Annotated in this window: 28 protein-coding genes and 1 tRNA gene; 7 read left to right on the top strand and 22 right to left on the bottom strand. The window is 70.9% G+C overall.

From position 1 onward, the window contains the following. The first annotated feature begins 29 nt into the window (after nt 1-29). Nucleotides 30-578, top strand: a complete 549-nt coding sequence (locus BMZ83_RS02030) for a hypothetical protein (protein ID WP_079990078.1) — start codon at nt 30-32, stop codon at nt 576-578. Nucleotides 579-622: 44 nt separating this feature from the next. On the opposite strand, the gene BMZ83_RS02025 is transcribed toward BMZ83_RS02030, so the two are convergent. The 3 genes from BMZ83_RS02025 to BMZ83_RS02015 all read right to left on the bottom strand — a co-directional run bounded on the left by BMZ83_RS02025 (nt 623) and on the right by BMZ83_RS02015 (nt 2,676). Further along, entirely contained in the window at nt 623-931 is a 309-nt protein-coding gene (locus BMZ83_RS02025; RefSeq protein ID WP_074875083.1) for a cupin domain-containing protein, read from the bottom strand. Nucleotides 932-995: 64 nt separating this feature from the next. Continuing rightward, complete coding sequence (locus BMZ83_RS02020) at nt 996-2,354, bottom strand: hypothetical protein (RefSeq protein ID WP_074875081.1); 1,359 nt, start codon at nt 2,352-2,354, stop codon at nt 996-998. An 88-nt stretch (nt 2,355-2,442) separates the two neighbouring features. Beyond that, entirely contained in the window at nt 2,443-2,676 is a 234-nt protein-coding gene (locus BMZ83_RS02015; RefSeq protein ID WP_074875079.1) for a DUF2249 domain-containing protein, read from the bottom strand. Between the two features lie 350 nt (nt 2,677-3,026). On the opposite strand from BMZ83_RS02015, the gene BMZ83_RS02010 reads away from it, so the two are divergent. Together BMZ83_RS02010 and BMZ83_RS02005 are read left to right on the top strand one after the other, a co-directional pair. Beyond that, nucleotides 3,027-3,401, top strand: a complete 375-nt coding sequence (locus BMZ83_RS02010; RefSeq protein ID WP_074875361.1) for a winged helix-turn-helix domain-containing protein — start codon at nt 3,027-3,029, stop codon at nt 3,399-3,401. Continuing rightward, a complete protein-coding gene (locus BMZ83_RS02005; RefSeq protein ID WP_074875077.1) occupies nt 3,398-3,664 on the top strand; it encodes a DUF7521 family protein in 267 nt (88 codons plus the stop codon). The genes BMZ83_RS02010 and BMZ83_RS02005 overlap by 4 nt, the downstream gene beginning before the upstream one ends. An 81-nt stretch (nt 3,665-3,745) precedes the next feature. Here BMZ83_RS02005 and BMZ83_RS02000 read toward each other — a convergent pair whose 3' ends face one another. From BMZ83_RS02000 to BMZ83_RS01970, 7 genes are all read right to left on the bottom strand, one after another. Beyond that, on the bottom strand, nt 3,746-4,615 hold the full coding sequence (locus tag BMZ83_RS02000; RefSeq protein WP_074875075.1) for an ABC transporter permease: 870 nt from the start codon (nt 4,613-4,615) through the stop codon (nt 3,746-3,748). Beyond that, entirely contained in the window at nt 4,612-5,373 is a 762-nt protein-coding gene (locus BMZ83_RS01995) for an ABC transporter ATP-binding protein (protein WP_074875359.1), read from the bottom strand. Before BMZ83_RS01995 ends, BMZ83_RS02000 begins: the two co-directional genes overlap by 4 nt. After that, a complete protein-coding gene (gene nosD, locus BMZ83_RS01990) occupies nt 5,351-6,733 on the bottom strand; it encodes a nitrous oxide reductase family maturation protein NosD (RefSeq protein WP_074875073.1) in 1,383 nt (460 codons plus the stop codon). Before nosD ends, BMZ83_RS01995 begins: the two co-directional genes overlap by 23 nt. 7 nt (nt 6,734-6,740) lie before the next feature. Beyond that, on the bottom strand, nt 6,741-7,451 hold the full coding sequence (locus tag BMZ83_RS01985; RefSeq protein WP_074875071.1) for a hypothetical protein: 711 nt from the start codon (nt 7,449-7,451) through the stop codon (nt 6,741-6,743). Nucleotides 7,452-7,455: 4 nt separating this feature from the next. Next, entirely contained in the window at nt 7,456-9,453 is a 1,998-nt protein-coding gene (gene nosZ, locus BMZ83_RS01980) for a TAT-dependent nitrous-oxide reductase (protein ID WP_074875069.1), read from the bottom strand. A 1-nt stretch (nt 9,454) separates the two neighbouring features. Further along, nucleotides 9,455-9,940: a plastocyanin/azurin family copper-binding protein gene (locus BMZ83_RS01975; RefSeq protein WP_074875067.1), complete on the bottom strand. Its 486-nt coding sequence runs from the start codon at nt 9,938-9,940 to the stop codon at nt 9,455-9,457. A gap of 235 nt (nt 9,941-10,175) precedes the next feature. After that, nucleotides 10,176-10,841 carry a helix-turn-helix domain-containing protein gene (locus BMZ83_RS01970; protein ID WP_074875065.1) on the bottom strand — a complete coding sequence of 222 codons (666 nt, stop codon included), beginning with the start codon at nt 10,839-10,841 and terminating at the stop codon, nt 10,176-10,178. A 130-nt stretch (nt 10,842-10,971) separates the two neighbouring features. Here BMZ83_RS01970 and BMZ83_RS01965 point away from each other — a divergent pair, with 130 nt between their 5' ends. Further along, the gene (locus BMZ83_RS01965) at nt 10,972-11,187 is read left to right on the top strand and encodes a DUF2249 domain-containing protein (protein ID WP_074875357.1); all 216 of its coding nucleotides are present in this window, start codon (nt 10,972-10,974) and stop codon (nt 11,185-11,187) included. A 3-nt stretch (nt 11,188-11,190) separates the two neighbouring features. Here the strand turns inward: BMZ83_RS01965 and BMZ83_RS01960 are convergent, their stop codons facing one another. Continuing rightward, nucleotides 11,191-11,463, bottom strand: coding sequence for a DUF2249 domain-containing protein (locus BMZ83_RS01960; protein WP_074875063.1), 273 nt, complete (start codon nt 11,461-11,463; stop codon nt 11,191-11,193). Nucleotides 11,464-11,566: 103 nt separating this feature from the next. Here BMZ83_RS01960 and BMZ83_RS01955 point away from each other — a divergent pair, with 103 nt between their 5' ends. Further along, entirely contained in the window at nt 11,567-12,001 is a 435-nt protein-coding gene (locus BMZ83_RS01955; RefSeq protein WP_074875061.1) for a universal stress protein, read from the top strand. Between the two features lie 4 nt (nt 12,002-12,005). Here the strand turns inward: BMZ83_RS01955 and BMZ83_RS01950 are convergent, their stop codons facing one another. The 5 genes from BMZ83_RS01950 to BMZ83_RS01935 all read right to left on the bottom strand — a co-directional run bounded on the left by BMZ83_RS01950 (nt 12,006) and on the right by BMZ83_RS01935 (nt 15,735). Beyond that, nucleotides 12,006-14,135, bottom strand: coding sequence for a type B DNA-directed DNA polymerase (locus BMZ83_RS01950; protein ID WP_074875059.1), 2,130 nt, complete (start codon nt 14,133-14,135; stop codon nt 12,006-12,008). After that, on the bottom strand, nt 14,132-14,383 hold the full coding sequence (locus BMZ83_RS01945) for a hypothetical protein (protein ID WP_074875056.1): 252 nt from the start codon (nt 14,381-14,383) through the stop codon (nt 14,132-14,134). Before BMZ83_RS01945 ends, BMZ83_RS01950 begins: the two co-directional genes overlap by 4 nt. Further along, nucleotides 14,370-15,062 carry a hypothetical protein gene (locus BMZ83_RS01940; RefSeq protein ID WP_074875054.1) on the bottom strand — a complete coding sequence of 231 codons (693 nt, stop codon included), beginning with the start codon at nt 15,060-15,062 and terminating at the stop codon, nt 14,370-14,372. The genes BMZ83_RS01945 and BMZ83_RS01940 overlap by 14 nt, the downstream gene beginning before the upstream one ends. A 224-nt stretch (nt 15,063-15,286) precedes the next feature. After that, nucleotides 15,287-15,462: transfer RNA gene (locus BMZ83_RS16695), tRNA-Trp, on the bottom strand. Between the two features lie 48 nt (nt 15,463-15,510). Continuing rightward, nucleotides 15,511-15,735 carry a DUF5795 family protein gene (locus BMZ83_RS01935; protein WP_074875052.1) on the bottom strand — a complete coding sequence of 75 codons (225 nt, stop codon included), beginning with the start codon at nt 15,733-15,735 and terminating at the stop codon, nt 15,511-15,513. A gap of 124 nt (nt 15,736-15,859) precedes the next feature. On the opposite strand from BMZ83_RS01935, the gene BMZ83_RS01930 reads away from it, so the two are divergent. Continuing rightward, a complete protein-coding gene (locus BMZ83_RS01930) occupies nt 15,860-16,036 on the top strand; it encodes a DUF5786 family protein (RefSeq protein ID WP_074875050.1) in 177 nt (58 codons plus the stop codon). A gap of 60 nt (nt 16,037-16,096) precedes the next feature. On the opposite strand, the gene BMZ83_RS01925 is transcribed toward BMZ83_RS01930, so the two are convergent. The 5 genes from BMZ83_RS01925 to BMZ83_RS01905 all read right to left on the bottom strand — a co-directional run bounded on the left by BMZ83_RS01925 (nt 16,097) and on the right by BMZ83_RS01905 (nt 21,547). Beyond that, complete coding sequence (locus BMZ83_RS01925) at nt 16,097-17,287, bottom strand: NAD(P)/FAD-dependent oxidoreductase (protein ID WP_074875048.1); 1,191 nt, start codon at nt 17,285-17,287, stop codon at nt 16,097-16,099. A 69-nt stretch (nt 17,288-17,356) separates the two neighbouring features. Then, nucleotides 17,357-18,697: a kynureninase gene (gene kynU, locus BMZ83_RS01920; protein ID WP_074875046.1), complete on the bottom strand. Its 1,341-nt coding sequence runs from the start codon at nt 18,695-18,697 to the stop codon at nt 17,357-17,359. A 73-nt stretch (nt 18,698-18,770) separates the two neighbouring features. Further along, entirely contained in the window at nt 18,771-19,790 is a 1,020-nt protein-coding gene (locus BMZ83_RS01915; RefSeq protein ID WP_074875044.1) for an AIR synthase-related protein, read from the bottom strand. Nucleotides 19,791-19,871: 81 nt separating this feature from the next. After that, nucleotides 19,872-20,216 (bottom strand): DUF7528 family protein, encoded by a 345-nt coding sequence (locus tag BMZ83_RS17505; protein WP_074875042.1) that lies wholly within the window; start codon nt 20,214-20,216, stop codon nt 19,872-19,874. A gap of 167 nt (nt 20,217-20,383) precedes the next feature. Beyond that, a complete protein-coding gene (locus tag BMZ83_RS01905; RefSeq protein ID WP_074875040.1) occupies nt 20,384-21,547 on the bottom strand; it encodes an LEA type 2 family protein in 1,164 nt (387 codons plus the stop codon). A 93-nt stretch (nt 21,548-21,640) separates the two neighbouring features. Here BMZ83_RS01905 and BMZ83_RS01900 point away from each other — a divergent pair, with 93 nt between their 5' ends. Then, a complete protein-coding gene (locus BMZ83_RS01900; protein WP_074875037.1) occupies nt 21,641-21,823 on the top strand; it encodes a hypothetical protein in 183 nt (60 codons plus the stop codon). Here the strand turns inward: BMZ83_RS01900 and BMZ83_RS01895 are convergent, their stop codons facing one another. Then, nucleotides 21,824-24,193, bottom strand: a complete 2,370-nt coding sequence (locus BMZ83_RS01895) for a heavy metal translocating P-type ATPase (protein ID WP_074875035.1) — start codon at nt 24,191-24,193, stop codon at nt 21,824-21,826. Between the last annotated feature and the right edge of the window lie 12 nt (nt 24,194-24,205).

Below are 24,205 nucleotides of genomic sequence, written 5' to 3'. Positions count from 1 at the left end.
GTAGGGAGCGAGAACGCGTACGCTCGTTCATGCCCGGACTCTCCCCCTTCGGCGGCAACGACGACGCGACGTTCGACGATGACGACGAGTTCGTCCCGGACCACCTCCCCGAGCCCGGCGAGTTCCTCGCCGGCCACGAACTCCTCACCGACGACGCCCACGTCGCGGTCCACGGGACCGCACGCGAACTGTTCGAGGAGCGCGGCGTCTACGACATGACCTTCGGCTACAACCTGGCACGCCTCAACCTCGACACGCGACACCCCGGGGCGGGCTTCCGGTACGCCGAGGAGGTCGGCGAGCGGAACGTGCTGCGCGCCGAGTTCACGCCGACGACGGCGTTCTGTCCGCAGACCCACACCCTCACCGTCGGCGCGTTCCGGGCCTGGAACGGGCTCAGCGACCGCCACGACTACGATCTGGTCCGGATCCGTGCGGCGCCGATGCACCAGGAGAGCGACGCCGTCAACGAGCAGTTGCGCTCGCTGGAACAGGAGTACCGGGAGACCGGAACCGTTCCGGACGGGGCGGGCGAGGCGGACGACGGCGCCGCGGACGCGTCGGACGCACCCTTCTGAGCCGGGCGTCGACGGGACTCGCCGCCGCGACCGCGGCCCCGTCGCTACGACCCCCCGGTCGTCGGCGCGAACACGATCAGCGCCGTGCTCGCCTCGACCGCACGGGGCGAGATCTCCCGCTCCCCGCTGAATCGCGCGACGTCGCCGGGTTCGAGTTCGTGCGTCTCGCCGTCGAGTGCGAGGTCGAGGCGACCGTCGAGAAGGTAGAGGACGACGTTCGTCCCGGGGTGGGTGTGGGGCGGGACCTCGTCGCCGGCGTCGAGTTCGAGGCGGACGGTCCGTGGTCGTCGCTCCTCGAACACCTCGGCGTGTGGTGCCTCGGCGAGCTCGTCGATGGCGATGATCTCGGGCATCGACGGCACTCCGACCGGCTCGGCCCTAAGCGTTCGCCCGAACGGTCGGGCGGGCGGCGACGACTCAGTCGCTCTCGACGGGGCCGGGTTCGGCCTCCGACGCCGCCGCCCAGTCGCCGAACAGCACCGTGGGAAGGGACTGGGGCGCGTGCTCGCGGACGACGCCGACGACGTTCGCGACGAACAGCACCGTCCCGACGAGCGCGAGGAGGCCGCCGACGGGAGAGGCGGCCGACGGGAGCCCGAGCAGATCGTCGGCGACGAGCAGGGAAGCGCCGACGAGGAGGCTCCAGAAGTCCGCCGCGGCGACGCGGCCGTCGTAGAGGTCGTCGACCATCGGCACGGGTTCGTACCCCAGTCGGTCGCTGTAGCGGTGGACCCAGACGACGAACGGGACGACGTGATAAACCGTCCCGAGGACGACGAACCCCACGACGCCGAGCAGGAGGAGGTGGGTCGTCCCGGGAGCCCCCAGCAGGCTCGCGCGAGCGAGCGGATCCGCGAGCCACGCGGGCAGCGCGAGCGCGGCCCACAGCGCCGTCGCCGCCGCGACGACGGCGTACCGCGAGAGCATCGGCGTCCGGTCGACTTCCGTCCCCCAGAGCCGCCGCGCGAGCACGATCGAGAACGAAAGCAGCGCCAGCGCGACGAGCGCGCCGCCGACCCGGGCCAGCGACGCCGACCCGACGAGTCGCCCGCCAGCCAGCAACAGGACCCCCGTCGGGAAGCCGAGTTCCTCGACCCGGCGGAGGGGCTCGTCGACGCCGTGGAGCTCGGTCTGGGTGAACATCGTCCCCAGCTGGTAGAGCGCGCCGAGGACGGTCGTGAGCACGGCGCCGAAGACGGCGAGGGTCGCGTGGGCGGCGACGACGCCGGGGCGAGTCACTGGGCCCCCAGCCAGTAGCGGGTGCGTGAAGTCGACCGCCAGCACGAGGCCGAGCAGCGGCGCCAGCACGAAGAAGCCGAGCGCGAGCGCGAAGTGGCGCTCGGTGACGTCGAACGGCCGCGCGCGGGCCAGCGTCCGGCCGACGTTGTAGACGAACAGCCAGAAGCCGAGCAGCATCGCCGCGCCGAAGACGGGCAGGAGCGCGAGCCGCGTCAGGAGCAGGCTGGCCGCGAACCCGAGCAGGCCGCCGGCGAGCAGCGGAAGCTGGAGGGCGGCGAGCCGCGTCGAGTGGAGGTCGACGCCCGACCAGACGGGGACGAACTGGGTCATCGCGCCGGCGATGGTGAGACAGACCCAGCCCACGAGCAGCAGGTGGGCGTGTGCGAGCGAGAGCAGGCCCGGCCGGAAGTCGGCGACGGCGGCGACGCCGGCCAGCACGCCCAGCGGGAGGAACGCGCTCGCGACGAGGAAGTGCCGGAGCGGCACCGTCATCGGCGGCTGGCGGTCGGGGTCCACGTCGCCCGGGATCGCGCTCATGTCCTCGAGAAGGGGCTCCAGCCGCCTCCCGATGGCTCCGAACACGTTCGGGACATGACCGACCGGGCGCCTGGGCGGGGTTCGACGGCTACTGTTTGGGGAACCGCGCCACGTACTCGTCGTCGGCGCGCTGTTCGACCGCGTAGCCGTCGGCGTCGAACGCCTCGACCTCGGCCTGCATCTCGTAGAACAGCGGTTTGGGCTCGTGGTCGTTGACGATCACCAGTTCGTCGCCGCTGTCGAGCGCCGCGAAGGCGTCGTGGATCTTCGGGTGGCGGTCCGACGGCGGCACGTCGCGGACGTCGAGAGTCGTATCGGACATCTGTTTTCCCTCGCACGCGCCGGGCCCAGAAAGTTGCTCCGAACGTGTTCGCCTCGGGGTGCTGGAGGCCCGCGTGCGAACATGTTCGGCAGCACCGACTGGTGTCCCAGGGCAGTAGAATGAGCTATCGATGCCATGGGTGAACGACACCATCTCTCTCCACGACCGACGCCGACCCGCAGTCGCTCCCGACCACGCAACTGCGGGTCGCTCGACCGGAACGAGGCGACCGCCGTACCCGCCGCGATAGCCGCCGATGGCGTCCGCACCGCCGCGCCGATCACCCGACGGCCCCGAGACAGATGACTGGTTACATGCACGACACGACGCGACCCGCCGAGGAAAAGACGATGACGAGTGACCCGCTCGCCGCCGAGACGCCGACGCTGCAGACGGTGTTCGACGCGCTGGAGGACTCGGACTGCCGGGCCATCCTCGAACGGCTCGACCGTCCGATGGCCGCGAAGGAGCTCTGTGAGGCGTGTGAGATCCCGCAGTCGACGACCTACCGGAAGCTGGACATGCTCAGCGACGCCGGGCTGGTCGAGGAGCGCACGGAGATCCGGGAGGACGGCCGCCACACGACGCGCTACGTCGCCGACTTCGAGGAGATCAACGTCTCGCTGACCGAGGAGGGGACGCTCGAATTGTCGATCGACCGCACGGAGTCGACGCCCGAACAGCGCCTCTCGAAGCTCTGGTCGGAGGTGCGCACGGAGACATGAACGTCGCCGTCGTCGCGCTCAAGACGCTCACGCTCGTCCTCGGCGGCTCGATCACGTTCTACGCGTACCGGGCCTACCGACGTAACGGCTCGCCCGCGCTCCGGGCGCTCGCGGTCGGCTTCGGCGCCGTCACGCTGGGCGCGCTGGTCGCGGGAATCGTCGACCAACTCCTCCCGGTGAACTCCGACTTCGCGCTCGTCGCCGAAAGCGCGTTCACGACGCTCGGGTTCGCCGTGATCCTCTACTCGTTGCACGTGGAGTAGGGATCACGGGAGCTACCGGTTCGTGCCGTCTCCCGAGTCAACCCTCCCCTCACTCGCAAAACCTCTAACCGGCGGCGGAACTCAGACGCTCCGCCGGGCGATCAGCCGACTCGCCAGCCACGCCCCCGCGGCGCTCCACACGACCAGCGCCGCCACGAGCACCGGCGTCGTCACCCCGGACCCGACCAGCACCTCGGCCATCCCCCCAGTGACCGTCGGCACCGACTGGAGCGCGAGCACCCGGAACGCGGTCGCGGGATTCGCGAGCACGAACACCGGGAGCCAGTTCGGGCCGACCACGTCGGCGGCGATCAGCCCGACGGAGACGAGATCGTGGACCAGCGCGACCCAGACCCACAGCAGCAGCGCGCCGCCGAGGGCGTGGGTCTTCTCCGCGGCCAGCGTCGACAGCAGCACCGACAGCGCGAGGAAGGCGGCGCCGCCGAGCACCGCCGCGCCCACGAGCCCCAGGTACGCTGTCGTGAGCCGCCCCTGAATCGCGAGCCAGAGCCCGCCGACGCCGAAGCCGGCGACGACGCCCCCAGAGAACACCGCGAGCCGGCCGAGGTAGGTGCCGAGGACGACGCGACCCCGCGGGATCGGGAGCGCGAACAGCACGCCCAGCCAGCCCGACTCGTCGCTGCCGACCACGGCGTCGTAGCCGAACAGCAGCGCGACCAGCGGCAGCAGCAGCGCCGAGAGCTCGACCAGGCTCACCACCACCGCGTCGGCGCGGACGACGCCGCCCTGCCCGCCCAGCGCGACGACGAGCACCGACAGCGAGGCGAACAGCGCCGTCAGCGCGAACGCCCAGCGGTTCCGGACCGCGAGCGAGAACTCCAGCCGCGCGATCGTGGCGACCTGGCCGAGCGGCGAGCCGTCGGCGGCGAGGCTCGGCAGCCCGAGGGCGGTCCCCTCGGCGACGCCGCCGTCCGGCTCCGCGTCGGTCATCGGTCCACCTCCAGGGTTTCGCCGCGACTCCCGCCCGCCTCCGCGACCAGGCTCCCGAACCCGGCTTCGAGGTCGTCGTCGCCCAACTCCTGCAGGTCGTCGACGGCGCCGTCGAACAGCAGGTCGCCGTCGTGGAGCACCGCCACGTCCTCACAGAGCGCCTCGACCTCCGCGAGCACGTGGGTCGTGATCACGACCGTGAGATCCGACTCCTCCCGGAGGCGGTCGAGGATGCGGTGGAACTCCGCGACGCCCAGCGGATCGAGGCCGGCAGTGGGTTCGTCCAACAGCAGCAACCGCGGCCGGTCGAGCAGCGCCGACGCGAGCGCGAGCCGGCGGTTCATCCCGTTGGAGTAGCCGCCGACCCGGCGGTCCGCGGCGTCGTCGAGGCCGACGGTGCCGAGTGCGGCGGCGACCCTGTCGGGGCGCTCCGCTTTCGGTACTCCCCGCAAACGGGCGTGGTAGCCCAGCACCTCTCGGCCCGTGAGCGCGGCGGGGAACCCCGCGTGTTCGGGGACGTAGCCAACCACCTCGCGGAGTTCGTGGCCGGCCTCCGTCACGTCCTGGCCGCCGACGGTCACCGTCCCCGAGTCGGGGGTGAGGTGGCCGACGAGCAGTTTGAACAGCGTGGACTTGCCGGCGCCGTTGGTGCCCAGCAGGCCGTAGGTCGTGCCCGCCTCGATCGAGAGGCTCACGCCGTCGAGCGCGAGCACGTCGCCGTACCGTTTCGTCAGGTCAGTCGTCGCTATCGCGTGCATAGTGGTCCCTCCAGTCGTGTGGCGAGCGTTCGAGCGGGTGGTAGTCGACGACCCCCGGCGCGTCGACGATCGGGAGCGTCCGTTCGGCCCGCCGCAGCGCGCGGAACGCCGGGCTGTTCGTGAACACCGCGGCAGTCGGGTTCTCGCGGACCAGCTTCTCGACCAGCCCCGCGGGGCGGTAGCGGAGTTCGCTCACGCCGTCGTCGTCCAGGTCGGCGGCGCCGCCGCCGCTCCAGTAGTTCCCGCGGTCGGAGTCGTTCCAGACGTGCGTGTCGCTGGTGACCGCCTGGACGTGGCGGGCGTTGCCGACGAAGCTGTTGCCGACGACGCGCTCGCCGTGGGTGCCGGCGGTCAGGTGGAAGCCGATCCGGTTGCCGAGCACGAGGTTGTCGACGATCTCGTTGTCCGCGGAGTTCAGCGAGTAGATCCCGCGTTTGTTGCCGACGAACTCGTTCCCGCGAACCGTCGAGTAGTCGATACGCTTGAGCAGGATCCCGTGGCCGCTGGTGCCGGTGTTGTTCGCGGCGGTGTTGTTCACGACCGCGATGTCCTCCGAGAGCATCAGGGCGAAGCCCACGTCGTTGTCGACGGCGGTGTTGTTCGCCAGCCGCGAGCTGTCGGAGTACATGTAGTGGACGCCGTAACGCAGGTCCCACAGCGCGTTCCCGCGGGCGGTCACGTTCGACGCCCAGGAGTAGTAGATGCCGTCCCGGGCGTCGGTGATGCGGTTGTCCTCCACCAGCGTCCCGGCGGTCTTCCAGAGCTGGATGCCGTTACCCCGGTAGGACCGCGGCGTGACGTTCTCCCGGCCGACGATGGTGTTGTTCCGCAGGCGGGCGTCGTCGACGCCGTCGACCCAGACGCCGAAGGTGATCCGCGTCAGCCGACTGTCGGCGACGGTGACGTTCGGCGCGTCGACCCAGACCCCGGCGTCGTTGGTCGAGGTGTCCATCCCGGCGTTGCGGATCCAGACCCCCCGGACGGTGACGTTCGGAGCCTCGACAGTGACCACGTCGCCCTCCTGCCCGCCGTCGATCACGGCCCGCGCGTCGGGTGCGGTCGTGACGGTCACCCCCGTGGTGTTCACGACGACGCGCTCGTCGAACCGGCCGCGAAGGAGCACCGTCTCGCCCGGCTCGGCGGCGTCGACGGCGCGCTGGACGGAGTCGAACGACTCGTCGCCGACGGTGGCGACGCCGGACTCGGTCACGGGGTCGAACGCGAAGTCGTCGGGGCGCTCCGCGTCGGCTGCGGGCGTCGGCGTCGCCGCCGACGTGGGGGCGAACGTCACCCCCACGAGCGCGGCCGCCACGACGACCACGAGCGCGACGAACCCGCGTTCGAGTCCGGCGTCGTCCATCAGCGGTTCACCTCCCCCCGCCCGATTCGGTCCCGGAGTCGGTCGGGAGCCCCCGGACGATCCGGGGCAGTTCGTCCACCGTCGCCGTGGAGTCCCGGGCCGCCCACGCGACCAGCAGCAGGCCGATAGCCGCCACGGTCAGGTAGGCGCCGACGCCGAACCGGGAGTAGCTGGTGATGTTCGCCACCGCGTACTTCCCCCACAGCGGCGGCGTGAACGGGTCGACGCCCATCACTGGCGCGTCGGGATCGAGCGTGTGGCCCGCCTGGTAAAGCCGGTACTGGATGTCGGCGAGCAGGACAGTGAACACCAGTACGGAGCCGACCAGTTGCGCCGTGAGCCCGCGACGGAGCTTCCGCGCCGTCGGCGCGACCGCCACGAACAGGCTGGTCGCCGCCACGCCGACGAACGCCAGCGGCCCGAACGACCACTCCGGCACGTCGATCGCGTCGGGGTGGGGCTCGTAGTTCGGCGGCCAGAACACCGGGTCCGGGTAGTAGAACCCGATGTAGTGGTTCAGGCGGGCGATCTCCACGTAGTCACCGCTGATCCGCGGGTAGGCGTAGAGCCCGAGCGTCAGCGTCTCGCTGGGGTACTGGACCGCGTCCATCCGAATGTGCCACATCGGGAAGAACAGCGCGACCACGAGCAGCGCCGCCGCTAGCAGCGGCAGCAGCCGCCTGATCTCGCCGAACTGGCTCCATTGCGGGCGTTCCATGGTCCTACTCGGACGGTTCCACGATCATTCGCGAGCGCATCTCCAGGTGGAGCGCGCTGCAGAAGTACGTACAGTAGATCCAGTACACCCCGGGCTCGTCGGCGGTGAACGTCACCTGTCGCGTGTCCTGGGGCGCCAGCGCGAGGTTCACGTCGTGTTCGGGGATCGCGAGCCCGTGGACGATGTCCTGTGTCCCCTCGATGTTGGTCGCGGTCAGGGTGACCTCGTCGCCCTCTTGGACGGTGAAGTCACGCAGGCCGTACTCGCTACGCTTGACAGAGGCGTACACCTCGACGGTGGAGTCGTCGACGCGCTCGACCCGGGAGTCCTCCTCGCTGACGAACTCCTCGTCGTAGTCCTCCGGATCCCACGTCGTCGCGGGCTCGATCTTGTCCTTGTGGGCGAAGATCGCGTCGTGGGGTTCGGGGTACACCGGGTGGTCCGCGACCAGTTCCATCCCGCCGGTCTCGTCGTCCTTGTCGTTCCCGATGTAGATGAGCTGGTCGTTGTCGGGGTAGATCGGCCCGACCGGGAGGAAGCGGTCCTTCGAGAGCTTGTTGAGCGCGACCAGCCAGTTGCCCTCCGGCTCGGTCGACATCGCCTGAACCGCCTGGATGTGGCCGGGGTTGTAGTGCACGTCGATCTTGCCGAGGATCGGCTCCTCGGAGCCCTTCTCGGCGTTGACGGCCTCCTCGATGTCCCACTTCACGACCTGGGAGTCGATGAACAGGGAGGTGTAGGCGTGCCCGCGGTCGTCGTAGGTCGTGTGCAGCGGCCCGAGGCCGACCTTCGGCTGGCCGACGATGGTGTCGGCCGGGTCGTCGGCGGTGGCCAGCTTCTCGATGTCGATGATGGAGACGGTCGGTGAGAGCTTCCCGGCGACCATCCCGTACTTGCCGTCCGGCGTCACCTCGACGCAGTGGGGCGACTTCGGCGTCGGGATGTACCGCACGATGGGGTCGTCGCCCTCGTTGTGCGGGCTCTCCTTCGTCCCGTCGACGACGGGGACGCCGTTGACCTCCTCGTACTCGCCGGCGTCGACGAGCTCCTGGATCGCGGGCACGTCGAACGCCTTCACGTCGTCCCGGTCGTCCTTGGTCATCTCCTCGACCTCGACGCCCTCCTCGTCGTTGTAGGAGGAGGAGAGCACCCAACGGCCGTCCTTGTCGGAGTCGACGATGTCGAGTTGGCCGTCGACCTCGACCTGCCAGAGCACGTCCATGCTCTCGGGATCGAGCGCGCTGAACACCGAGACGTACTCCTCGGGTTCGTTCACGTCCCGCCCGTCGTTGGGCATCGGCGTCCGGAACTCGCTGTTCGCGAACACGTAGCCGGTGTCCGGGCTCTGGATACAGCAGCCGTGGACCGACTGGACGTTCGGGATGTCGACGATCGCGTCGGTCTCGAAGTAGGTGAGGTTCACCCGGGCGACCCGGCCGTTGGCCTTGTCGTTGACGAAGATGTACTCCCCGTCGTACTTCCCGTCGGTCTCCGAGAGGCTCGGGTGGTGGGAGTCACCCCACGTGTAGTCGCCGGCCTCCTCGAGCATCTCGGTGGTGCGGTCGTCGTGGCCGTACCCCTTCGCGGACTCGCGGTTGAACACCGGGATCCGGGTGAGCTGGCGCATCGACGGGATGCCGTACACCCGGATGTCGCCCGCGTGGCCGCCCGACCAGAAGCCGTAGTACTCGTCGTGCTCGCCCGGCGGCACCTTGTGGTCGGGCACGTCGCCGCCGCTGTTCGACTCGGTGGCCGTGTTGTTGCCCAGGCCCGCACAGCCCGCGAGGCCGCCGACGGCGCCGACGGCCGCGCCCGCCTTCATCACGTCCCGGCGGGTCACGCCGTCGCCCAGCGAGGGGAGCGTCGACTCCGCCTCGGGCGCGTCGGGTCCCTCCACGTCCGCGAGCAGTTCGTTCAGCTGTGCCTCGTGCTCCGCGAACAGCTCCTCGGAATCTTTCCGCTCGGTGCGCTCCTCCTCGTCGGTGTCAGTGTTGGTACTCATCTCAGACCACCCGTACAGTGCCGACCATCCCGTTCATCTCGTGGGGGATGCAGTAGTACTCGTACTCGCCGGTCGTCTCGAACGTGTGTTCGTACGTGCCGCCCTCGGTGACGTTCCCCTCGTCGGGGTAGGCGTCGACGGCGGCCTGCTCGCTGTCGAAGCCACCCGAGGCGAAGTACTCGGCGCCGTCGGGGATCTCGTCCTCGTACGCCGTCGCCGAGTGCCCGATGGAGCCGACGTTCTCCCAGGTGACCGTCGTCCCGGCCTCCACCTCGATCTGCTTGGGTTCGAACGTCAGCTCGTCGGTCATGTCCACCGTGTTCGTCTGTTCGAAGCCGTCACCGCCGCCGCCGGATTCGGTCGGCGTCGCCGTGTCGGTGGGGGAGTCGGTCGACCCGCCGCCCCCGCCACAGCCGGCGAGTCCGATGCCGATGCCCGTCGACGCCAGCGCGACAGCGAACCGTCGTCGCGAAATGTCGTCAGTCATGCTCCTACAGACCCTCGTTCGGGAGTCCACTACTAGAACCGTCCAGCGAGTTCCCACGGTATCAGAACTCACGAACGCGTTCGGGCAGGGGTTTATCCGTTGAACCGGTGCGAACGCGGCGACTATTCTGTCGGGGATAGCTATCCAGAAAAGAACGCCGCGAACGGGTTCGATCCGTGCCAACCCCAGCGGCGGTCGGCTCACGCGCGGTCGACCGTCGCGGTCGGTCCCGTGCCTACCGCTCGATGACGGCCTGTGGCTCCGGCTCCTCCAGGGCCGCGGCGGCGAACTCCTTCATCACGCGCTCCTCGGCGCGGTGGAGCGTCTCGCTCGCCGTCGACTTCGCGAGCCCGACGGCGTCGGCCAGTTCGGTCAGCGAGCACTCCCGGGGCGTGTCGTAGTAGCCGCGCTCGATCGCCGCGCGGACGATGGCGCGCTGGCGGTCGGTCAACAGCTCCTCCGAGCCGGCGACCTCCTGCTGGAGGTAGTCGACGGTGTAGGCGATCCCCAGCGCCGAGAGCTGGTCGCCCAGCTCCGAGATGGCGTCCTGGGCGGCGGTCAGCGTCCACGTCGCGTCGCCGTCGCGGATCTCGAACGGCATCTCCAGCGGGAGCCCCGAGTCACGGGCGGCCAGCAACAACAGCGGGAGGTGGGTTCGGAACTGCAGGAGACACTCGTCGTCGCCACACTGGAGCACCTCGACGTCGTCGACGGAGTCGTGTGCGCGGACGTCGGCGAGAACCTGCCGGGGGTCGGGGGCGGCGATCTCCGCCAACCCGACCCCGGCGTCGGTCTCGGTCATCGCCGCCAGGATCCGGATCGTCGCGTCGTCGTGGGTCCGGGAGATCTCGCCGGGCCAGGTCCGCTCCGGGATCGTGAGCGTGAGTTTCGCTTCGGGCATAGCTCTACGTTCGCGTTGCACACGGATAACCCAGACGATGTTCCCGAACATGTTCGTTCTTTTTCCAACAGCCCTCGTGTCGACCATGTTCGGCACAACCCCCACCCCCGCGGACTGCGTGGGTCAAGCCATGCCCGAGAGGACACTCGACGTCCGCGAGGTCGACGGCGAGCCGTTCGGCCGCATCGTCGACGAACTGGAGACGCTGCCGGAGACGGAGACGCTCGTGTTGATCAACAGCTTCGAGCCCGAACCGCTGTACGCCGTGCTCGACCAGCGCGGGTTCGACCACGAGACCGAACGGGTCGCCGAGGAGGAGTGGCGCGTCGAGATCCACCACGCCTGAGCCTCACGCCTCCCAGATCGCGGTGAGGACGGCGTCGTCGCTCTCGACGGTCTCGTAGGCGTACCCGCGCTCCTCCAGTCGCGGGTAGAGGTGCTGGGGCGCTCGGTCGTTCGTCTGGACGAGCGCGGTGTCGGCGTCGAGTTCCGCGAGCCGTTCGAGCGTCCGTCGGAGCGGTTCGGGCGGGGGCAGGTCCCGCGCGTCCAGGTGGGCGAGCGGGCGAGCGGCGGGCGCGTCGTCGAACCGGTCGTCGATCTCGGGCTGCTGTTCGGGCGACATGGTCGGGGTTACGGCCAGAGACGGGGGGAACGTTGTGCCGAACCGGTTCGGGTGAGACTGGCAGCCCCCGAGATTTATTCGCGTTCAGCACGCTGCAGACGGTATGTACGCGAGGATCCTCGTTCCGACCGACGGGAGCGACCACGGTCAGCTGGCCGCCGAACACGCGATGGATCTCGCCGACCGGTTCGGCGGGGCCGTCGACGCGCTGTTCGTCGTCGAGGAGGCGGGCCCCAGCGGCCACTGGGACTTCGAGGTCGAGAAGCAGGAGGCGGCCGGCGAGCGGGCGCTGGACGCCGTGGCCGCGATGGCCGACGAGCGCGGCGTCGTCCTGGAGCGTCACCTCCGCCGGGGGACGCCAGCCGAGGAGATCGTCGATGCCGCCGCCGACTACGGGGTCGACCTGATCGTGATGGGGACACAGGGCCGAACCGGGTTCTCGCGGATCGCTACCGCCGGCAGCACGACGGAGCGAGTGGTTCGGTTGACCGAGATCCCGACGCTGATCGTCGGCGGTGCGGGCGTCGAGAAGGTGTGAACAGTCACTCGTCCGAACCCTTCCCAGTGACGAACGCCGAGAGCGAGCCGTCCACCCGGTCGGCCAACTGCGCCTCGATCCCCTCGCGGCGGACGCCGGCCGGCGCCAGCACCGACGCCGCGGCCCGGCAGAGCCGATCCCGGTAGTAGTCGGCGTCGTACGTCGCCGGCTCCTCGGACGGGAGTGCGACCCGCGCCCGACCCTTCTTCCCGTCGTCGACGACGACGTACGCGACGTTCTGGCCGGGCTGTTTCTCCAAGCCGCGGTCGGCCGCCCGCTCCAGCGCGGCGACGTTGGTCGTCGACTGGGTGTACTCCTCGAGGCGCTTCGAGACGCGGTTGGTGATCGCCAACCGCGACGGGTCCACGTCGCCGGCCTGCAGCCGCTCGACGAACGTCCGGAGGCGCTCACAGACTGCCGCCGGCGAGCGGGTCCGGCCGAACTCGCGGATCAGCGCCAGTTGAGCGTCGACGATGAACGGCGGCGTCGACCGCTGTCGGGCCTCGATCCCGCGGCGCTTGTAGCTCACCGTCTCGTCGACGGGCTCGCCGGCCCGCTTCCCGAAGTAGCGCGTGAGCGCGCCGGCGTCGTCGTTCCGGCGCGGGCAGAACGCGATCCAGTCGTAGGCCGCCTCGTACTCCAGCCTGATCCCGGCGTCGTCCGTGATCTCGGCGGCGACGGCGTCGAGGTCGGTCTGCTCGCGGTCGGGCATCGGCGTCACCCACAGCGAGTCGACGATCCCGTGGACGACGCGCCAGCCGTGGCGCTCGAGCGTCGCCTTCGCGTCGAGGAGGATCTCCCGGGCGAACGCGTTGATCGCCTCGTGGCACTCGATCCGGCCGAACTTCGCGTTCGAGAACCCCTGGTAGCCGAAACAGGAGACGAGGATCCACTTGATCGCCGACGCCGCGCCTTCGAGCGCCTCGGTGTCGCCCTCGCCGGCGCTGAGTTGGCGCTTGAACTCGTCGCGGTCGTCGATCAGGGGCTGCAGTACGTCGGGGAGGTAGCCCGGCTCGGGGCAGATGCCGTACCCCAGCCCGGGCACGTCCTCGCGGTCGGGGTGGCAGTCACAGCAGACGGTCTCGGGCGAGACGTTCCGGGTACACATGATGTTCGGATAGAGGCTCGAGAAGTCGAGCTCGTGGACGTCCTCGTGGACGCCCACGTCCGGGGAGAACGTGAAGCCGCCGCGATCGGCCGCCGCGAGCGTGCTGGCGGTCTTGAACTGCTCGGCCCGCCACGATCGCCACGGCACGAGCACGTCGCGGGCCAGCGCTTCGCGGATCTGAATGGCGGTGAACACGTTGCCGATCGAGGCCCACGCCGCCTCCTGCAGCGGCTTGTGGGAGCGTTCGACCAGGTCCAGGATCCCCTCGATGGAGGTCTCCCGCAGGAAGAAGGAGTTGGCGGCGTCGACGATGACCCGGCCGGGCACCGCGTACCGCGCCGGCGAGTGGCCGACCTGCCCGTAGCTCTCGTAGCTGCTCGCGGCCGCGAGCTGGGTGTACCCCGGCTCGCGACCCAGCCGGAGCGGCCCGTCGACGGCGTCGAACAGTGCCGGGACGAGCCGGGCCGAGGAGAGCCGCAACACGTCCGGCTCCGTCTCACGGATCAGTGCCTCGACCCCGCGGGCGATCGTGGCGGGATCGCCGTCGAAACAGTGTGTCCCGTCCGCCGCCGTCGTCGCCGTCACCGACTCGAGTCCGCTCTCGGCGATCGGCGGCGCGTCGAGGCGCAGCACGCGCGGCGGTCGCGCGGGTGTCGGATCCACGTCGGTCTCGACGCAGTAGCGGAACTGCCGGGAGAGATCGACGTTGAAACAGCGGTACTCGCCGGGACGCCCGGCGCTCGTGATCGTCGACGCCAGCCGCGTGACGGCGTCGGGCGTCGTCACCTCGACCGCGAGCATCGGCGTCGGGTCGTGGCGCCAGCCGGGGCGGTGGCGTTCGGTCTCGACCGCCGTCACCGCGGGATGCGGGCGGACCGCCTCGGCGACCTCCGCGAGCGAGCCGTCCCCGGTCGCGCGGACGTAGAACCGCGGGCGGTAGGGGACGGGCTCGCGCTCGGCGCCCGACTCGGTCAGCGACCACTCGACGGCCGTCCCCGGCTCGGGGAAGTCGACGCAGTAGGTCACGGTCGCGCCTCCAACTCCGCTTCGAGCGCGGCGATTCGGCGCTCCTGGGCGAGCACGATCGACACGAGCGCGAGATCGAGGGGGCGCTCGGCGTTCTGGTAGCCCGCCGCGTCGGCGTAGGCGGCGGCGTGCTCCCAGAGCCGGTCGAAGTGGGCCTGATCGCGCCGGCGGAGCGCCCGCCGGTAGTCACCCCAGCGCTCCTCCAGGCGCCGCAGGCTGTCGCGGTGGGTGGGGTTAGACCGTCCCACGGGCGAACACCTCCCCGGAGATCGTCGCGGTGTCGTGGAGCGGCTGCCGGGCCTCGAGCACCCGCTCCCAGAAGGCGATCGTCGTCTGGACCCAGCCGCCGTCGAGCTCATAGCCCAGCGTCTCGAACACCTCGCCGACGAACCGCGGGCCCATCGGCGTGTCCCGCACCGTCAGCGTCGACGACGACGCAGCCGCGAGCGGTTCGCTGAACTCGTCGGCCCGGGAGCGCGTACAGAGGACCGGGATCTCCTTCTCGCGGGCGACGGCGGCCACCCGCGCCAGCGCTCGGACGAGCATCGTCCGCCCGTCGTTGCCCTGGAGGTCGTCGCCGCGGTACTGGGCGTCGATCTCGGGCAGGGCGATCACGGCGGTCTCCTCGTCGACGTGGGCCGCGAGGCCGTCGAGCAGCGCCGCGTGCTGGTAGGGCGTGAATCCGCGGGCCACGTCGACGCGCTCGAGCACGCGCCGATCGGGCGCGACCTGCGCGAGCGTGTCGGTGCTGCAGTACCGGCCGGTCCCGACCCAGACGCCCCGCCCGCCAGCCAGCAGGAGGTGGTCGACCAGCAGCGTCTGCAGCGGCAGCCGGGGGTCGCCGTCGGCCTCGAGCAGCGTGATGCCCGCCTCGACCGACGGGAGTTCGGGGATCGTGAGCGACTGCGCGTCGGTGGTGGGAGCCATACCTCCCCCTTCCGACACCAGCGCCATGAGTGTCGGCCGGCCGGTTCCGAACGGTTCCGGCCGGGACGTGATCGCGGGAGGGGAGCAGGTTGTACGGGTTCCGACCGGTGTTCCGACCGGTGGCGGCGTCAGTCAGGAGTCTCGAGGGAGCTAGAAGTAAGGGTACCTTTTAGCGGCTGCAGAAGTCGCTAACGACCTTTCTTTCGAAACCATTAAATCTGAAATGGGGACGGAGGGATTTGAACCCCCGATCGACTGATATCTCCGGTGCGCCTCGGTCCTCCAGAGGGTCGTCGTCGCCGGCGATGATCAGTCGCCGACTCGGTATATCAGTCTGGAGTTCGTCACCGGGCGCGTGGCCTCTGGAGTCAGTCGCCATCCCGGGCTTGGCCACGTCCCCTTGCACTTTCCGCTACATCCGTTCGGCGTAAAGGGATTTCGATCCGATTCAGTCCCGGTCGACCTCGGCCCAGTCACACTCCTGGCACTTGTACGCGGTGACGAACTCCGTCACGCTGGGCATGTAGCCGACGCTGATCACGTCGCCGCCACACTCCGGGCAGTCGCGGTCGGCGTCCTCGATCGGTTCGGCCTCCAGCACGGAGTCGCCTTCCACCTGTTCGGCCAGCGATTCGGGCGTCACCATCCGCCCCTGCACGACGCGGTTGCTCATGTCTCCACCCTCGTTCCGACGCCCGTAAGCCCTGTCGGTCCGAACGGCCGCGACAGTACGGCAACCGCCCGCACGGCGACGACAGGCCCACAAGGTTTTTGCGCTCCACCACGTCCCCCCGAACATGGGATTCGGATCGTACGACGAGTCTGAGCAGGAAAACCAGAACCAGGACACCGACGACCAGGCCGAGGGCGTCGACATCGACGGTGGCGAGGAGGGCGATCTCTCCTTCGAGTCGTCCGAGTCGACCGACGAACTGGTCGGCAAGCTCGACGAGATGCGCGACGACGACGAGTAGCGCCGTGATCGCCGCCGCCGCTTGCCGCCCTTCTCGAGCGAACGATCGGTCAGCGCCGGCTCAGAGCTGTTCGAGTAGCCCCGCGAAACTCCCCGTGTCGTCGGCCTCCTTCCGGAGCACGTCCAGCGCGCGCCGGAACGAGCCGTGCTCCGCGAGGTAGGTGATCCCGACTGCCGACTTGAGCGCGTTTGCGGGCGCGCCGGTCAGCACCGTCGGCCCGACCTGGGCCACCGCGTCGTCGCCGATCGAGATCAGCCAGCCGGGGCTCTCCCAGCGCCACTGCGCCAGGTCGACGAACCCGCCGTCGGCCGTCGCCGCGGCGACGACGTTCCGTGCGACCGTCTCCGACGCCCGCACTGCCGCGGAAGCGCTCGCGGGCACGGGCTCGCCGTCGGCGTCGACGATGCGCACCGCGTCGCCCAGCGCGAACGTCCGGCCGTCGAGCCGGAGGTCACCCCGCACCTGCGGGCGATCGCCACCCATCGCCTCGTTCCCGCGGATCCCGCCGGTCCAGACGAACTGGTCGTAGTCGATCGTCCCCCCCTCGGTCGTGATCTCCGACTCGTCGGCCGCGGTCACGGTCGTCCCGGGGCGCACGTCGACGCCCTGTGCCTCGAGTCGTTCGTGGGTCGCCTCCTGGAACCGCTCGGGGAACCCGGGTGCCACAGTCTCCAGCTGTTCGAGCAGGACGACCTCGATGTCGTCGGCGACCTCGCGCTCGCGGGCCATCGCCGCCAACTCGCCCGCGACCTGCACGCCGGAGAGGCCGGCGCCGCCGACGACGACGGTGCCCGTGCTCTCGGCCGGGGTGGTCGGGTCCTCGTGGCCCTGCTGGTCGATGACCGCCTCGAACTCCCGGCGGATCTCGGCGGCGTGTTCCAGTCGCTTCAGCGGCGTCGCGTGCTCCTCGACGCCCGGGATGCCGTAGAACTCGGTCTCGACGCCCAGCGCGACGACGCAGTAGTCGTAGTCGAGTTCGTCGCCGTCGGCGAGCGAGACGGTCCGGGTGGCCCGATCCACGTCGGTCACCCGGGCCTCCCGGAGCGACGCGCGGTCGAGGATCTCCCCGAGGGGGACGTCGATGTCGTCGACGTACTCCGGGTCCCGGATCGCCCGGTGGAGTTCGTGCTGGACCAAGTGCGTTCCGGTCTCGTCGACGAGCGTGAGCGTCGCCGACTCCGGGAGCCGTCGCTCCAGCTTCCGCGTCACGAGGAGCCCTGCGTAGCCGCCGCCGAGAACGAGAACGTCCATACCGGGTATGCGGGGCCCGAGAACAAAACGGTGTTTGCCGCGGTAGACGCCTGCGCCGGTGACGGGCCGCTACGACACGCCCTCGCTCGCCGCGAACTGCTCGTGGTCGCCCGACTCGATCACGTCCCGAAGCTGCTCGGCGACCGCGAACACGTCCTCGAAACCGACGTACAGCGGCGCCGGACAGATCCGGACCACGTTCGGCGGCCGGTAGTCGACGACCACGCCGCGCTCGCGCAGCCCCTGGCTCACGCGGTCGGCGTCGGGGTGCTCGACGGCGACGTGGCCGCCGCGGCGCTCCCCCTCCCGTGGCGTCCCGACCGCGTACTCGTAGCCCGCGTCGGCGAGGTCCTCGACCAGCGTCGCGAGCAGGTCCGTCAGTTCGAGCGACTTCTCGCGGACGTGATCGATCCCCGCCTCGTCGAGCAGGTCGAGCGAGCCCTCAAGCGGCGCCGCCGACAGCATCGGCACGGTGCCGATCTGCCACGCGCCCGCCGACTCCTCGGGGGTGTACGTGAGTTCGAGGTCGAACTGGCTCTCCTTCTCGTTGCCCCACCAGCCCGGGAGCGCGGGCGCGAGCCCGTGGTAGCGCTGGTTCACGTACAGCCCCGCGATGGAGCCGGGGCCGGCGTTGAGGTACTTGTAGGAACACCAGACCGCGAAGTCCACGTCCGCCGCGGCGAACTCGTGGGGCACCGCACCGACCGTGTGGGCGGCGTCGAACCCCGCGAGGGCGCCGTGGTCGTGGGCCAGTTCGGTCAGCGCCGCCACGTCGAACAGCTGACCGGAGCGGTAGAGCGCAGTCGGCATGAACAGGATGCCCACGTCGTCGTCCATCGCTTCGGCGATGTCCTCCTGTTCGATGGTTCGACCGTCCCGGCTCTCGACCAGCCGGAGGTGCTCGTCGGGGTCCAGCCCGCGCTGGCGGAACTGCGCGCGGATCGCGTAGTGGTCGGTCGGGAAGTCGAGTTCGTTGGCGACGACGACGTCGCCCGAGGCGTCGACGGCCGCGTCGTCGACCGTCTCGGCCGCCTCGAGGTCCCGTGCCGGCACGTCGGCCACGCGGTCGAGGAACGTCCCGATCAGCGTGTGGATGTTGACGGTCGTGGAGTTGGCGACCACCACCTCGTCGGCGTCGGCGCCGACGTAGGGCGCGAGCCGCTCGCCGAGGTACCCGGCGTACTCCCACCACGGCTGTTCGCCCTCGGTCCAGCCCTCGATGCCGCGCTCGCGCCACTCGCCGACCACACGGTCGAGCGTGCGCTCGGCGTCGTCGGAGATCGGGCCGAGCGAGTTGCCGTCCATGTAGAGATCGCTCGACAGGTCGAACCGGTCGCGGAACGAAGCCAGCGGGTCGTCGGCGTCCCGCGCGGCGGCGTCCTCGCGGGAGACGGAGAAGGGGCTGCTCATAGACGATACTCCGGCGGAGCCGACAAAGGCGTTGTCACACCGGCCGCCGTGGCCGCCGACCGCGCTGGGGGAACTACTCCGTGCCGGCTAACTCGGCGTAGGCGTCCCACGACTCGTCCCGCGGCGGCTCGGTCCACTCCTCGTCGCGGAACCGTACGCCCGAACCCTCGACGACGCGCCCCACCTCGGCCACGGGCGTCCCGCGGGCGTCGATGGCGCGTCGAACGGCCGCCGCGTCGGCGGGCGGGACCGCGAGCACCAACGTCCCCGAACTGGTCACCGTCCACGGATCGATTCCGAGCACGTCACAGACGGCGGCGACCCCCGAGCGCGTCGGCGCCGCCGCGGCGTCGATCTCGAACCGGACGCCGGCGCTCGCGGCCATCTCGCAGCACGCGCCGAGCAGACCGCCCTCGGTCGCGTCGTGCATCGCCGACACGTCGCCCGCCTCGGCGGCCGCCACCGCGTCGCGGACGAGTCGCGCCTCGTCCAGTCCGTCGGCGGCGTCGGCGACCGTCTCGGGGGCGAGCCCGCGCTCGCCTAACTGCTCGGGGTACAGCGACGCGAACAGGCCCGCAGTCTCGACGGCCGGGCCGCGGGTCACCAGCAGACGATCGCCCGGGCGCGCGCCGTCCGGGCGTACGACCGTCTCGGGGTCACAGACGCCCATCGCCGTCGCGGCGCCGACCCACGGGAACTCGGCGCCGGGGTAGCGCGCGGTGTGGCCCGTGACGATGCTCGTCCCCAGCGCCTCGCACTCCTCGTGGATCCCGGTCCAGAGCGCGTCGAACTCGTCGTCGCCCACCGACTCCGGAAGCGAGAAGGAGATCGCGAGGTGGCTGGGGGCGACGCCCGCGACCGCCACGTCCGAGAGCGCGACGTGGAGCGCGAACCGGCCGGCGCGCTCGAACCCCAGTTCCGGGAGCACCGAGATCGGGTCGGTCGCGACTGCCAACCCCGTCCCGTCGAGATTCAGCAGGCCGAAGTCGACGCCGGCTGTCGGCCCCAGCGCCACGTCGTTGCGCTCGGCGCCGAGTCGGGGGGCGATCCGCTCGGCGAAGAAGGCGGGGTCGATCTTGCCGCGGTCGGGCATGCGTCCGGCTGGGGCCGACGCCGCCGTATGCCTACCGACTGCGGGCGACGGGAACTGACTCGGGTCGCGTCCGCGAGTCCCTCAGTCCCCGGCCTTCTCGGCTCGCAGCGGTTGCTCACTCACGAGCCCACAGTCGAACGCCGGGTGCTCGGCCAGGTGCCGGACGATAAGGTGCCGCCGCGAGTCGGTGATCCCCTCGTTGCCGACCGGTTCGGCGCCGAACTCGGCCGGGAGCGACTCGAACAGCGCCCGCAGCGCCCCGAAGGAGTCGAACACCTGCTCGTTCCCGGGCGTGTCGGCGCCCCGCCGGGCGACGGCGTAGCTACCGTCCCGTCGGTAGCGACCCGCCGTTCGGAAGTACTCGACGCGGCGCTCCAGCGCGTCGCCGACGGCGGTTCGCAGCGCGAGCGCCTGCTCGCGGCTCAGCCGGTACGTCCCGTCGTCGACAATCAGCCGGACCGTCTCCCCGTCACGCTCGACGGTGACCGGCGACCCGTCGCCGGCGGAGAACGCGATCAGGAGGGTGGTGACTCCGCATACTCGGGATGGGGGCGGGAGCCGCGAAGAACGTGTCGGCAGTCAGTGAACCGTTCTCACACCCCGGGGGCGCCGATCGAGAGGATCCCGTCGTCGGTGGGCGTCGGTGTCGGCGTGGGGGTCGGCGTCTCCTCGTCGGGCGTGGCTGTCCCGTCGCCCGGCGTCGGGGTGGCGTCCCCGGGCATCGACGTTCCCTCGCCGTCGCTCGGCGTCGCGGTGCCCGCCGGCGTCGCCGTGCCCTCGGGCTCGTTGCCGTCGTTCGTCCCGTCCTCGTTGCCGAAGATGTCCGTGTCGATGGTGCGCTCGATGGTGTCCAGCCGGACCCGGACGGTGTCGCCGCCGAACGCCGAGAGGTCGACCCGGGCGTAGAACGTCACCTCGAGCCGGGTGGTCTGCTCGTTCTGCAGGTGGGTGACCCACCACTCGTCGAGGTTCTGGTTCCGGATCGCGGTCGTCGCCCGGACGGTCTCGGTCTCGCCCGGCGCGATCGCGACGCCCTCCTCGGTCGCGCCCTCGCCCATCGTGACGTTGTTCATCCGGATCTCGTAGCCGATCTCGGAGATCGCCACCGGCGTCGGGTTGGGGTTGTACAGCTCGAACGCGGTGTCGATCTCGGTGGTCTCGTTGCTCACGTCTCCCCACGCGCCGCTGGTGCTGTTGAGCCAGAGCACGGGGTCCGGCGCCACGGGCTCGTCGACGTCGATCGGCCGGTCCTCGTCGCTGTTGAACCCGCCGATGAGGTTAGTCTGGACCGAACGCTCGATCTGCGGGTTGAACTCACGGCCCAGCAGGTCGGAGTGGATCGACGCGTCGACGGTGAGCGTGGTGTTCTCGCCGTTCTCGACGTGGCTGATCCACCACGGCGGGATGCGGTCGTTGTTCATCCGCGTCGTGAGCGGGATCGAGGTGTTGCCGCTCGCGTTCACCCCGAGCCCCTCGCGCCCGCCGGTGGCCATCCGCACGTCGTTCATCTCGATGGCGTAGTCGATCGTCAGCCCGCCCAGCCGAACCCCGAACGGGTTGGGGTTGTTGACGACGATCTCGGACTCGATCGTCGTCGTCGACTCGTTCACTGGGCCGAAGGCGTTGTCGACGCCCGCGACGGAGGGGGCGCCGATGATCCCGACGGCCCACGCGCCGCCGAGCGAGAGCGTCACGACACCGATCACTGCGACGGCCGCTTTGAGCGTCGACGCGGCGACGAGCTTCCCACCCACCATACCCCGGCATGGACTGCGCGAGGTCTTCAATCATCGGATGTACCGTCACCCGGAAGCGCATGGCTCAAGGCGCCTCGCGCGCGAACCTGGGACATGGACGAACGCACGCGGACGGCGGTCGGACTGGGCGGGGCCGCGCTGCTCGTCGTCGCCGGCACGCTCGCGACGGGGTACCTCCCCAGCCAACCGCGCTCGCAGCTCCTCGCCGGTGCGTTGATCGTCGCCGGGTTCGCGCTGGGCTTCTTCGTGCTCGGGGAGTTCGAACTCCCCGAGTGATCAGGCGACGCCCGACTCTCGGAACGCGTTGGCCGCCACGAGGCTACAGCACACCACCGCCGCGGCCATCGTGAACAGCGGGTTCAACAGCCCCGCCAGCGCCAGCGGGATCGCGAGACCGTTGTACAGCAGCGCCGCGCGGTCGTTCCACCGGCGCCGCCGGTAACTCTCCGCCGAGAGGTCGAACGCCGCCGCCACGCCGCCGAGGTCGTCGTCGACGACCGCCAGGTCCGACGCCTCGGCCGCGAGCGCGGTCCCGCTCCCCAGCGAGACGCCGAGATCCGCGGCCGCAAGCGCCGGCGCGTCGTTGGTGCCGTCGCCGACCATCGCGACCGGACCGGACGCCCGGAGTCGCCGGACCGCCTCGGCCTTCCCGGCCGGGGGCACCTCGGCGAACACGTGATCGACGTGGGGGCTCGCCGCGAACTCGGCGGCCGCGGACTCGTCGTCGCCCGTGAGGACGACCACGTCCAGCCCGCGCTCGCCGAGCCGTTCGAGCGTCGCTTCCCAGTCGACCCGGGACTCGTCGCCGACGGCGACGACGCCCGCCGCCTCGCCGGGGCCGTCGTCCGTCTCGTCGACCGTCCCGTCACCGGCGGCAGTCTCACCGACAAGCACCGGCAGGTGGCCGGACTCGCGAACGTCGACGGCGCGCTCGCGGACCGCCTCGGGGATCTCCCACCCGCGCTCGGCGAACAGGTCCGGGTTGCCGACGAGCACGCGCCGGTCGCCGACGACGCCCTCGACGCCGGTGGCGTGGCTGGTGAACGCCTCGACGGCCGGGACGTCGGCGTCGCCGAACGCGTCGACGATCGCCGCCGCCGCGGGGTGGGACGCCCGGCGCTCCAGTTCGGCGGCCGCGGCGAGCAGGTCGTCGGGCACGTCCGCGGAGAGCGCCTCCATCCGGCCGGTGGTGAGCGTCCCGGTCTTGTCGAACACGACCGTCTCGACGCCGCGTAAGCGCTCGAACACCGTCTCGTCGAACACCGCGACGCCGCGGCCGAGCGCGCGATCGACGCTGGAGCCGGCCGACAGCGGCGTCGAGACCCCCAGCGCCCACGGCGACGCCGCGAGCGGCACCGTGAGCGCCGCGACGACGGCGCCCGCGGCGCCCCCGCCGAGCGCGAGCGCGCCGACGCCGGCGAGAAGCGACAGCGCGAGCAGCGGCAGCGTCACGCGCTCGGCGATACGGTTGGCGCGGCGCTGGTCGCCGTGGGTCGCGCTCTGGAACCCCCAGACCGAGGACGCGAGGCGGTCGACGCTGCTCTGTACGTCCTCGCCAACCGAGACGACCGCCGCGCCGGCGGTCACGACGGCGCCGCCGACCAGCTCGTCGCCCGCGCGTTTGCGGACCGGCGTCGACTCGCCGGTGACGACCGCCTCGGCGACGGTGCACTCGCCCTCGGCCAGCGTCCCGTCGACGGGCACGCGCTCGCCCTCGGGGACGAGCACGCGCTCGCCCGGCGCGAGTTCGGAGACGGGGACCGTCTCGGTGCCGTCGGCGGTCTCGCGGGCCGCCTCCGCGACGCGGGAGACGGTCAGGTCCGTCAGCGCGCCCGCAGCCTTCCGTTTGGCGAGTGACTCGTAGAACGTCGCGCCGGTGACGGTCGCGACGGCCACGACCGCGAGGTCGTAGTAGGCGTGGGTGCCGCCCGCGAAGAAGGCCGCCGTCGCGTAGAAGTACGCCGCGAAGGCGGTCAGCGTGACCAACAGGCCCGTGTTGGGCGTCCGGAGCTTCAGCGCGATGTAGGCGTCCCGGAGCACGGGCGCGCCGGTGACGAAGATGACCACCAGCGTCAGCACCAGGAACACCGGCAGCACCATCGCGACGTTCCCCTCGCCCGCCAGCGGGTCGGTGGCACCCAACAGGGAGGCGAGGTGGGAGGGGTAGAACACGACCGTGTACGGAATCAGGAGGAACGAGGCGAACACGACGCCAGCGGCGTAGCGGTAGCCGAGCGCGCCCTCGACCACGCTGTCGGCGGCCTCTCGCTCCTCGGGCGTGCGCTCCTCGCGCGGCGTGGCGTCGTAGCCGAGGCCGGAGAGCGCCTCGGTCAGGCGGTCGATCGGCGGGTCGCCCTCGCAGTCGACGCGGACTGACTCGGTGACGTAGCTCGCGTCGGCGTCGACGACGCCGTCGACCCCGCGGGCGACGGCTTCCAGGTACGCCTCGCAGGTCGCTGAGTGCATCCCCTCGACCGCGAAGAAGGCCGATGCGGTCCCGTCGGCGGCGGCGTCCTCGGCTGCCGACTCGGGGGCGTCGGCCGGGAGCGTCTCGGCGACCGATCGGCAGCCGTCCGAACAGAAGCGGCCCTCGCGGTGCTCGGGGATCGGGTCGTCACAGAGCTCGCAAGCGGGCGAACCGGACACGGTCGACCGTTG

The sequence above is a fragment of the Halolamina pelagica genome (assembly GCF_900115675.1).
GTDB lineage: Archaea > Halobacteriota > Halobacteria > Halobacteriales > Haloferacaceae > Halolamina > Halolamina pelagica.
The sequence above is the reverse complement of the archived record's forward strand: the minus strand, read 5'-3'. Positions and strand labels throughout refer to the sequence as shown.

Excerpts from the sequence above, each read along its gene's own strand:
- BMZ83_RS02030 (WP_079990078.1), top strand. The coding sequence starts at position 30 with ATGCCCGGACTCTCCCCCTTCGGCGGCAACGACGACGCGACGTTCGAC.
- BMZ83_RS02025 (WP_074875083.1), bottom strand. The coding sequence starts at position 931 with ATGCCCGAGATCATCGCCATCGACGAGCTCGCCGAGGCACCACACGCC.
- BMZ83_RS02020 (WP_074875081.1), bottom strand. The coding sequence starts at position 2,354 with ATGAGCGCGATCCCGGGCGACGTGGACCCCGACCGCCAGCCGCCGATG.
- BMZ83_RS02015 (WP_074875079.1), bottom strand. The coding sequence starts at position 2,676 with ATGTCCGATACGACTCTCGACGTCCGCGACGTGCCGCCGTCGGACCGC.
- BMZ83_RS02010 (WP_074875361.1), top strand. The coding sequence starts at position 3,027 with ATGACGAGTGACCCGCTCGCCGCCGAGACGCCGACGCTGCAGACGGTG.
- BMZ83_RS02005 (WP_074875077.1), top strand. The coding sequence starts at position 3,398 with ATGAACGTCGCCGTCGTCGCGCTCAAGACGCTCACGCTCGTCCTCGGC.
- BMZ83_RS02000 (WP_074875075.1), bottom strand. The coding sequence starts at position 4,615 with ATGACCGACGCGGAGCCGGACGGCGGCGTCGCCGAGGGGACCGCCCTC.
- BMZ83_RS01995 (WP_074875359.1), bottom strand. The coding sequence starts at position 5,373 with ATGCACGCGATAGCGACGACTGACCTGACGAAACGGTACGGCGACGTG.
- nosD (WP_074875073.1), bottom strand. The coding sequence starts at position 6,733 with ATGGACGACGCCGGACTCGAACGCGGGTTCGTCGCGCTCGTGGTCGTC.
- BMZ83_RS01985 (WP_074875071.1), bottom strand. The coding sequence starts at position 7,451 with ATGGAACGCCCGCAATGGAGCCAGTTCGGCGAGATCAGGCGGCTGCTG.
- nosZ (WP_074875069.1), bottom strand. The coding sequence starts at position 9,453 with ATGAGTACCAACACTGACACCGACGAGGAGGAGCGCACCGAGCGGAAA.
- BMZ83_RS01975 (WP_074875067.1), bottom strand. The coding sequence starts at position 9,940 with ATGACTGACGACATTTCGCGACGACGGTTCGCTGTCGCGCTGGCGTCG.
- BMZ83_RS01970 (WP_074875065.1), bottom strand. The coding sequence starts at position 10,841 with ATGCCCGAAGCGAAACTCACGCTCACGATCCCGGAGCGGACCTGGCCC.
- BMZ83_RS01965 (WP_074875357.1), top strand. The coding sequence starts at position 10,972 with ATGCCCGAGAGGACACTCGACGTCCGCGAGGTCGACGGCGAGCCGTTC.
- BMZ83_RS01960 (WP_074875063.1), bottom strand. The coding sequence starts at position 11,463 with ATGTCGCCCGAACAGCAGCCCGAGATCGACGACCGGTTCGACGACGCG.
- BMZ83_RS01955 (WP_074875061.1), top strand. The coding sequence starts at position 11,567 with ATGTACGCGAGGATCCTCGTTCCGACCGACGGGAGCGACCACGGTCAG.
- BMZ83_RS01940 (WP_074875054.1), bottom strand. The coding sequence starts at position 15,062 with ATGGCTCCCACCACCGACGCGCAGTCGCTCACGATCCCCGAACTCCCG.
- BMZ83_RS01935 (WP_074875052.1), bottom strand. The coding sequence starts at position 15,735 with ATGAGCAACCGCGTCGTGCAGGGGCGGATGGTGACGCCCGAATCGCTG.
- BMZ83_RS01930 (WP_074875050.1), top strand. The coding sequence starts at position 15,860 with ATGGGATTCGGATCGTACGACGAGTCTGAGCAGGAAAACCAGAACCAG.
- BMZ83_RS01925 (WP_074875048.1), bottom strand. The coding sequence starts at position 17,287 with ATGGACGTTCTCGTTCTCGGCGGCGGCTACGCAGGGCTCCTCGTGACG.
- kynU (WP_074875046.1), bottom strand. The coding sequence starts at position 18,697 with ATGAGCAGCCCCTTCTCCGTCTCCCGCGAGGACGCCGCCGCGCGGGAC.
- BMZ83_RS01915 (WP_074875044.1), bottom strand. The coding sequence starts at position 19,790 with ATGCCCGACCGCGGCAAGATCGACCCCGCCTTCTTCGCCGAGCGGATC.
- BMZ83_RS01905 (WP_074875040.1), bottom strand. The coding sequence starts at position 21,547 with ATGGTGGGTGGGAAGCTCGTCGCCGCGTCGACGCTCAAAGCGGCCGTC.
- BMZ83_RS01900 (WP_074875037.1), top strand. The coding sequence starts at position 21,641 with ATGGACGAACGCACGCGGACGGCGGTCGGACTGGGCGGGGCCGCGCTG.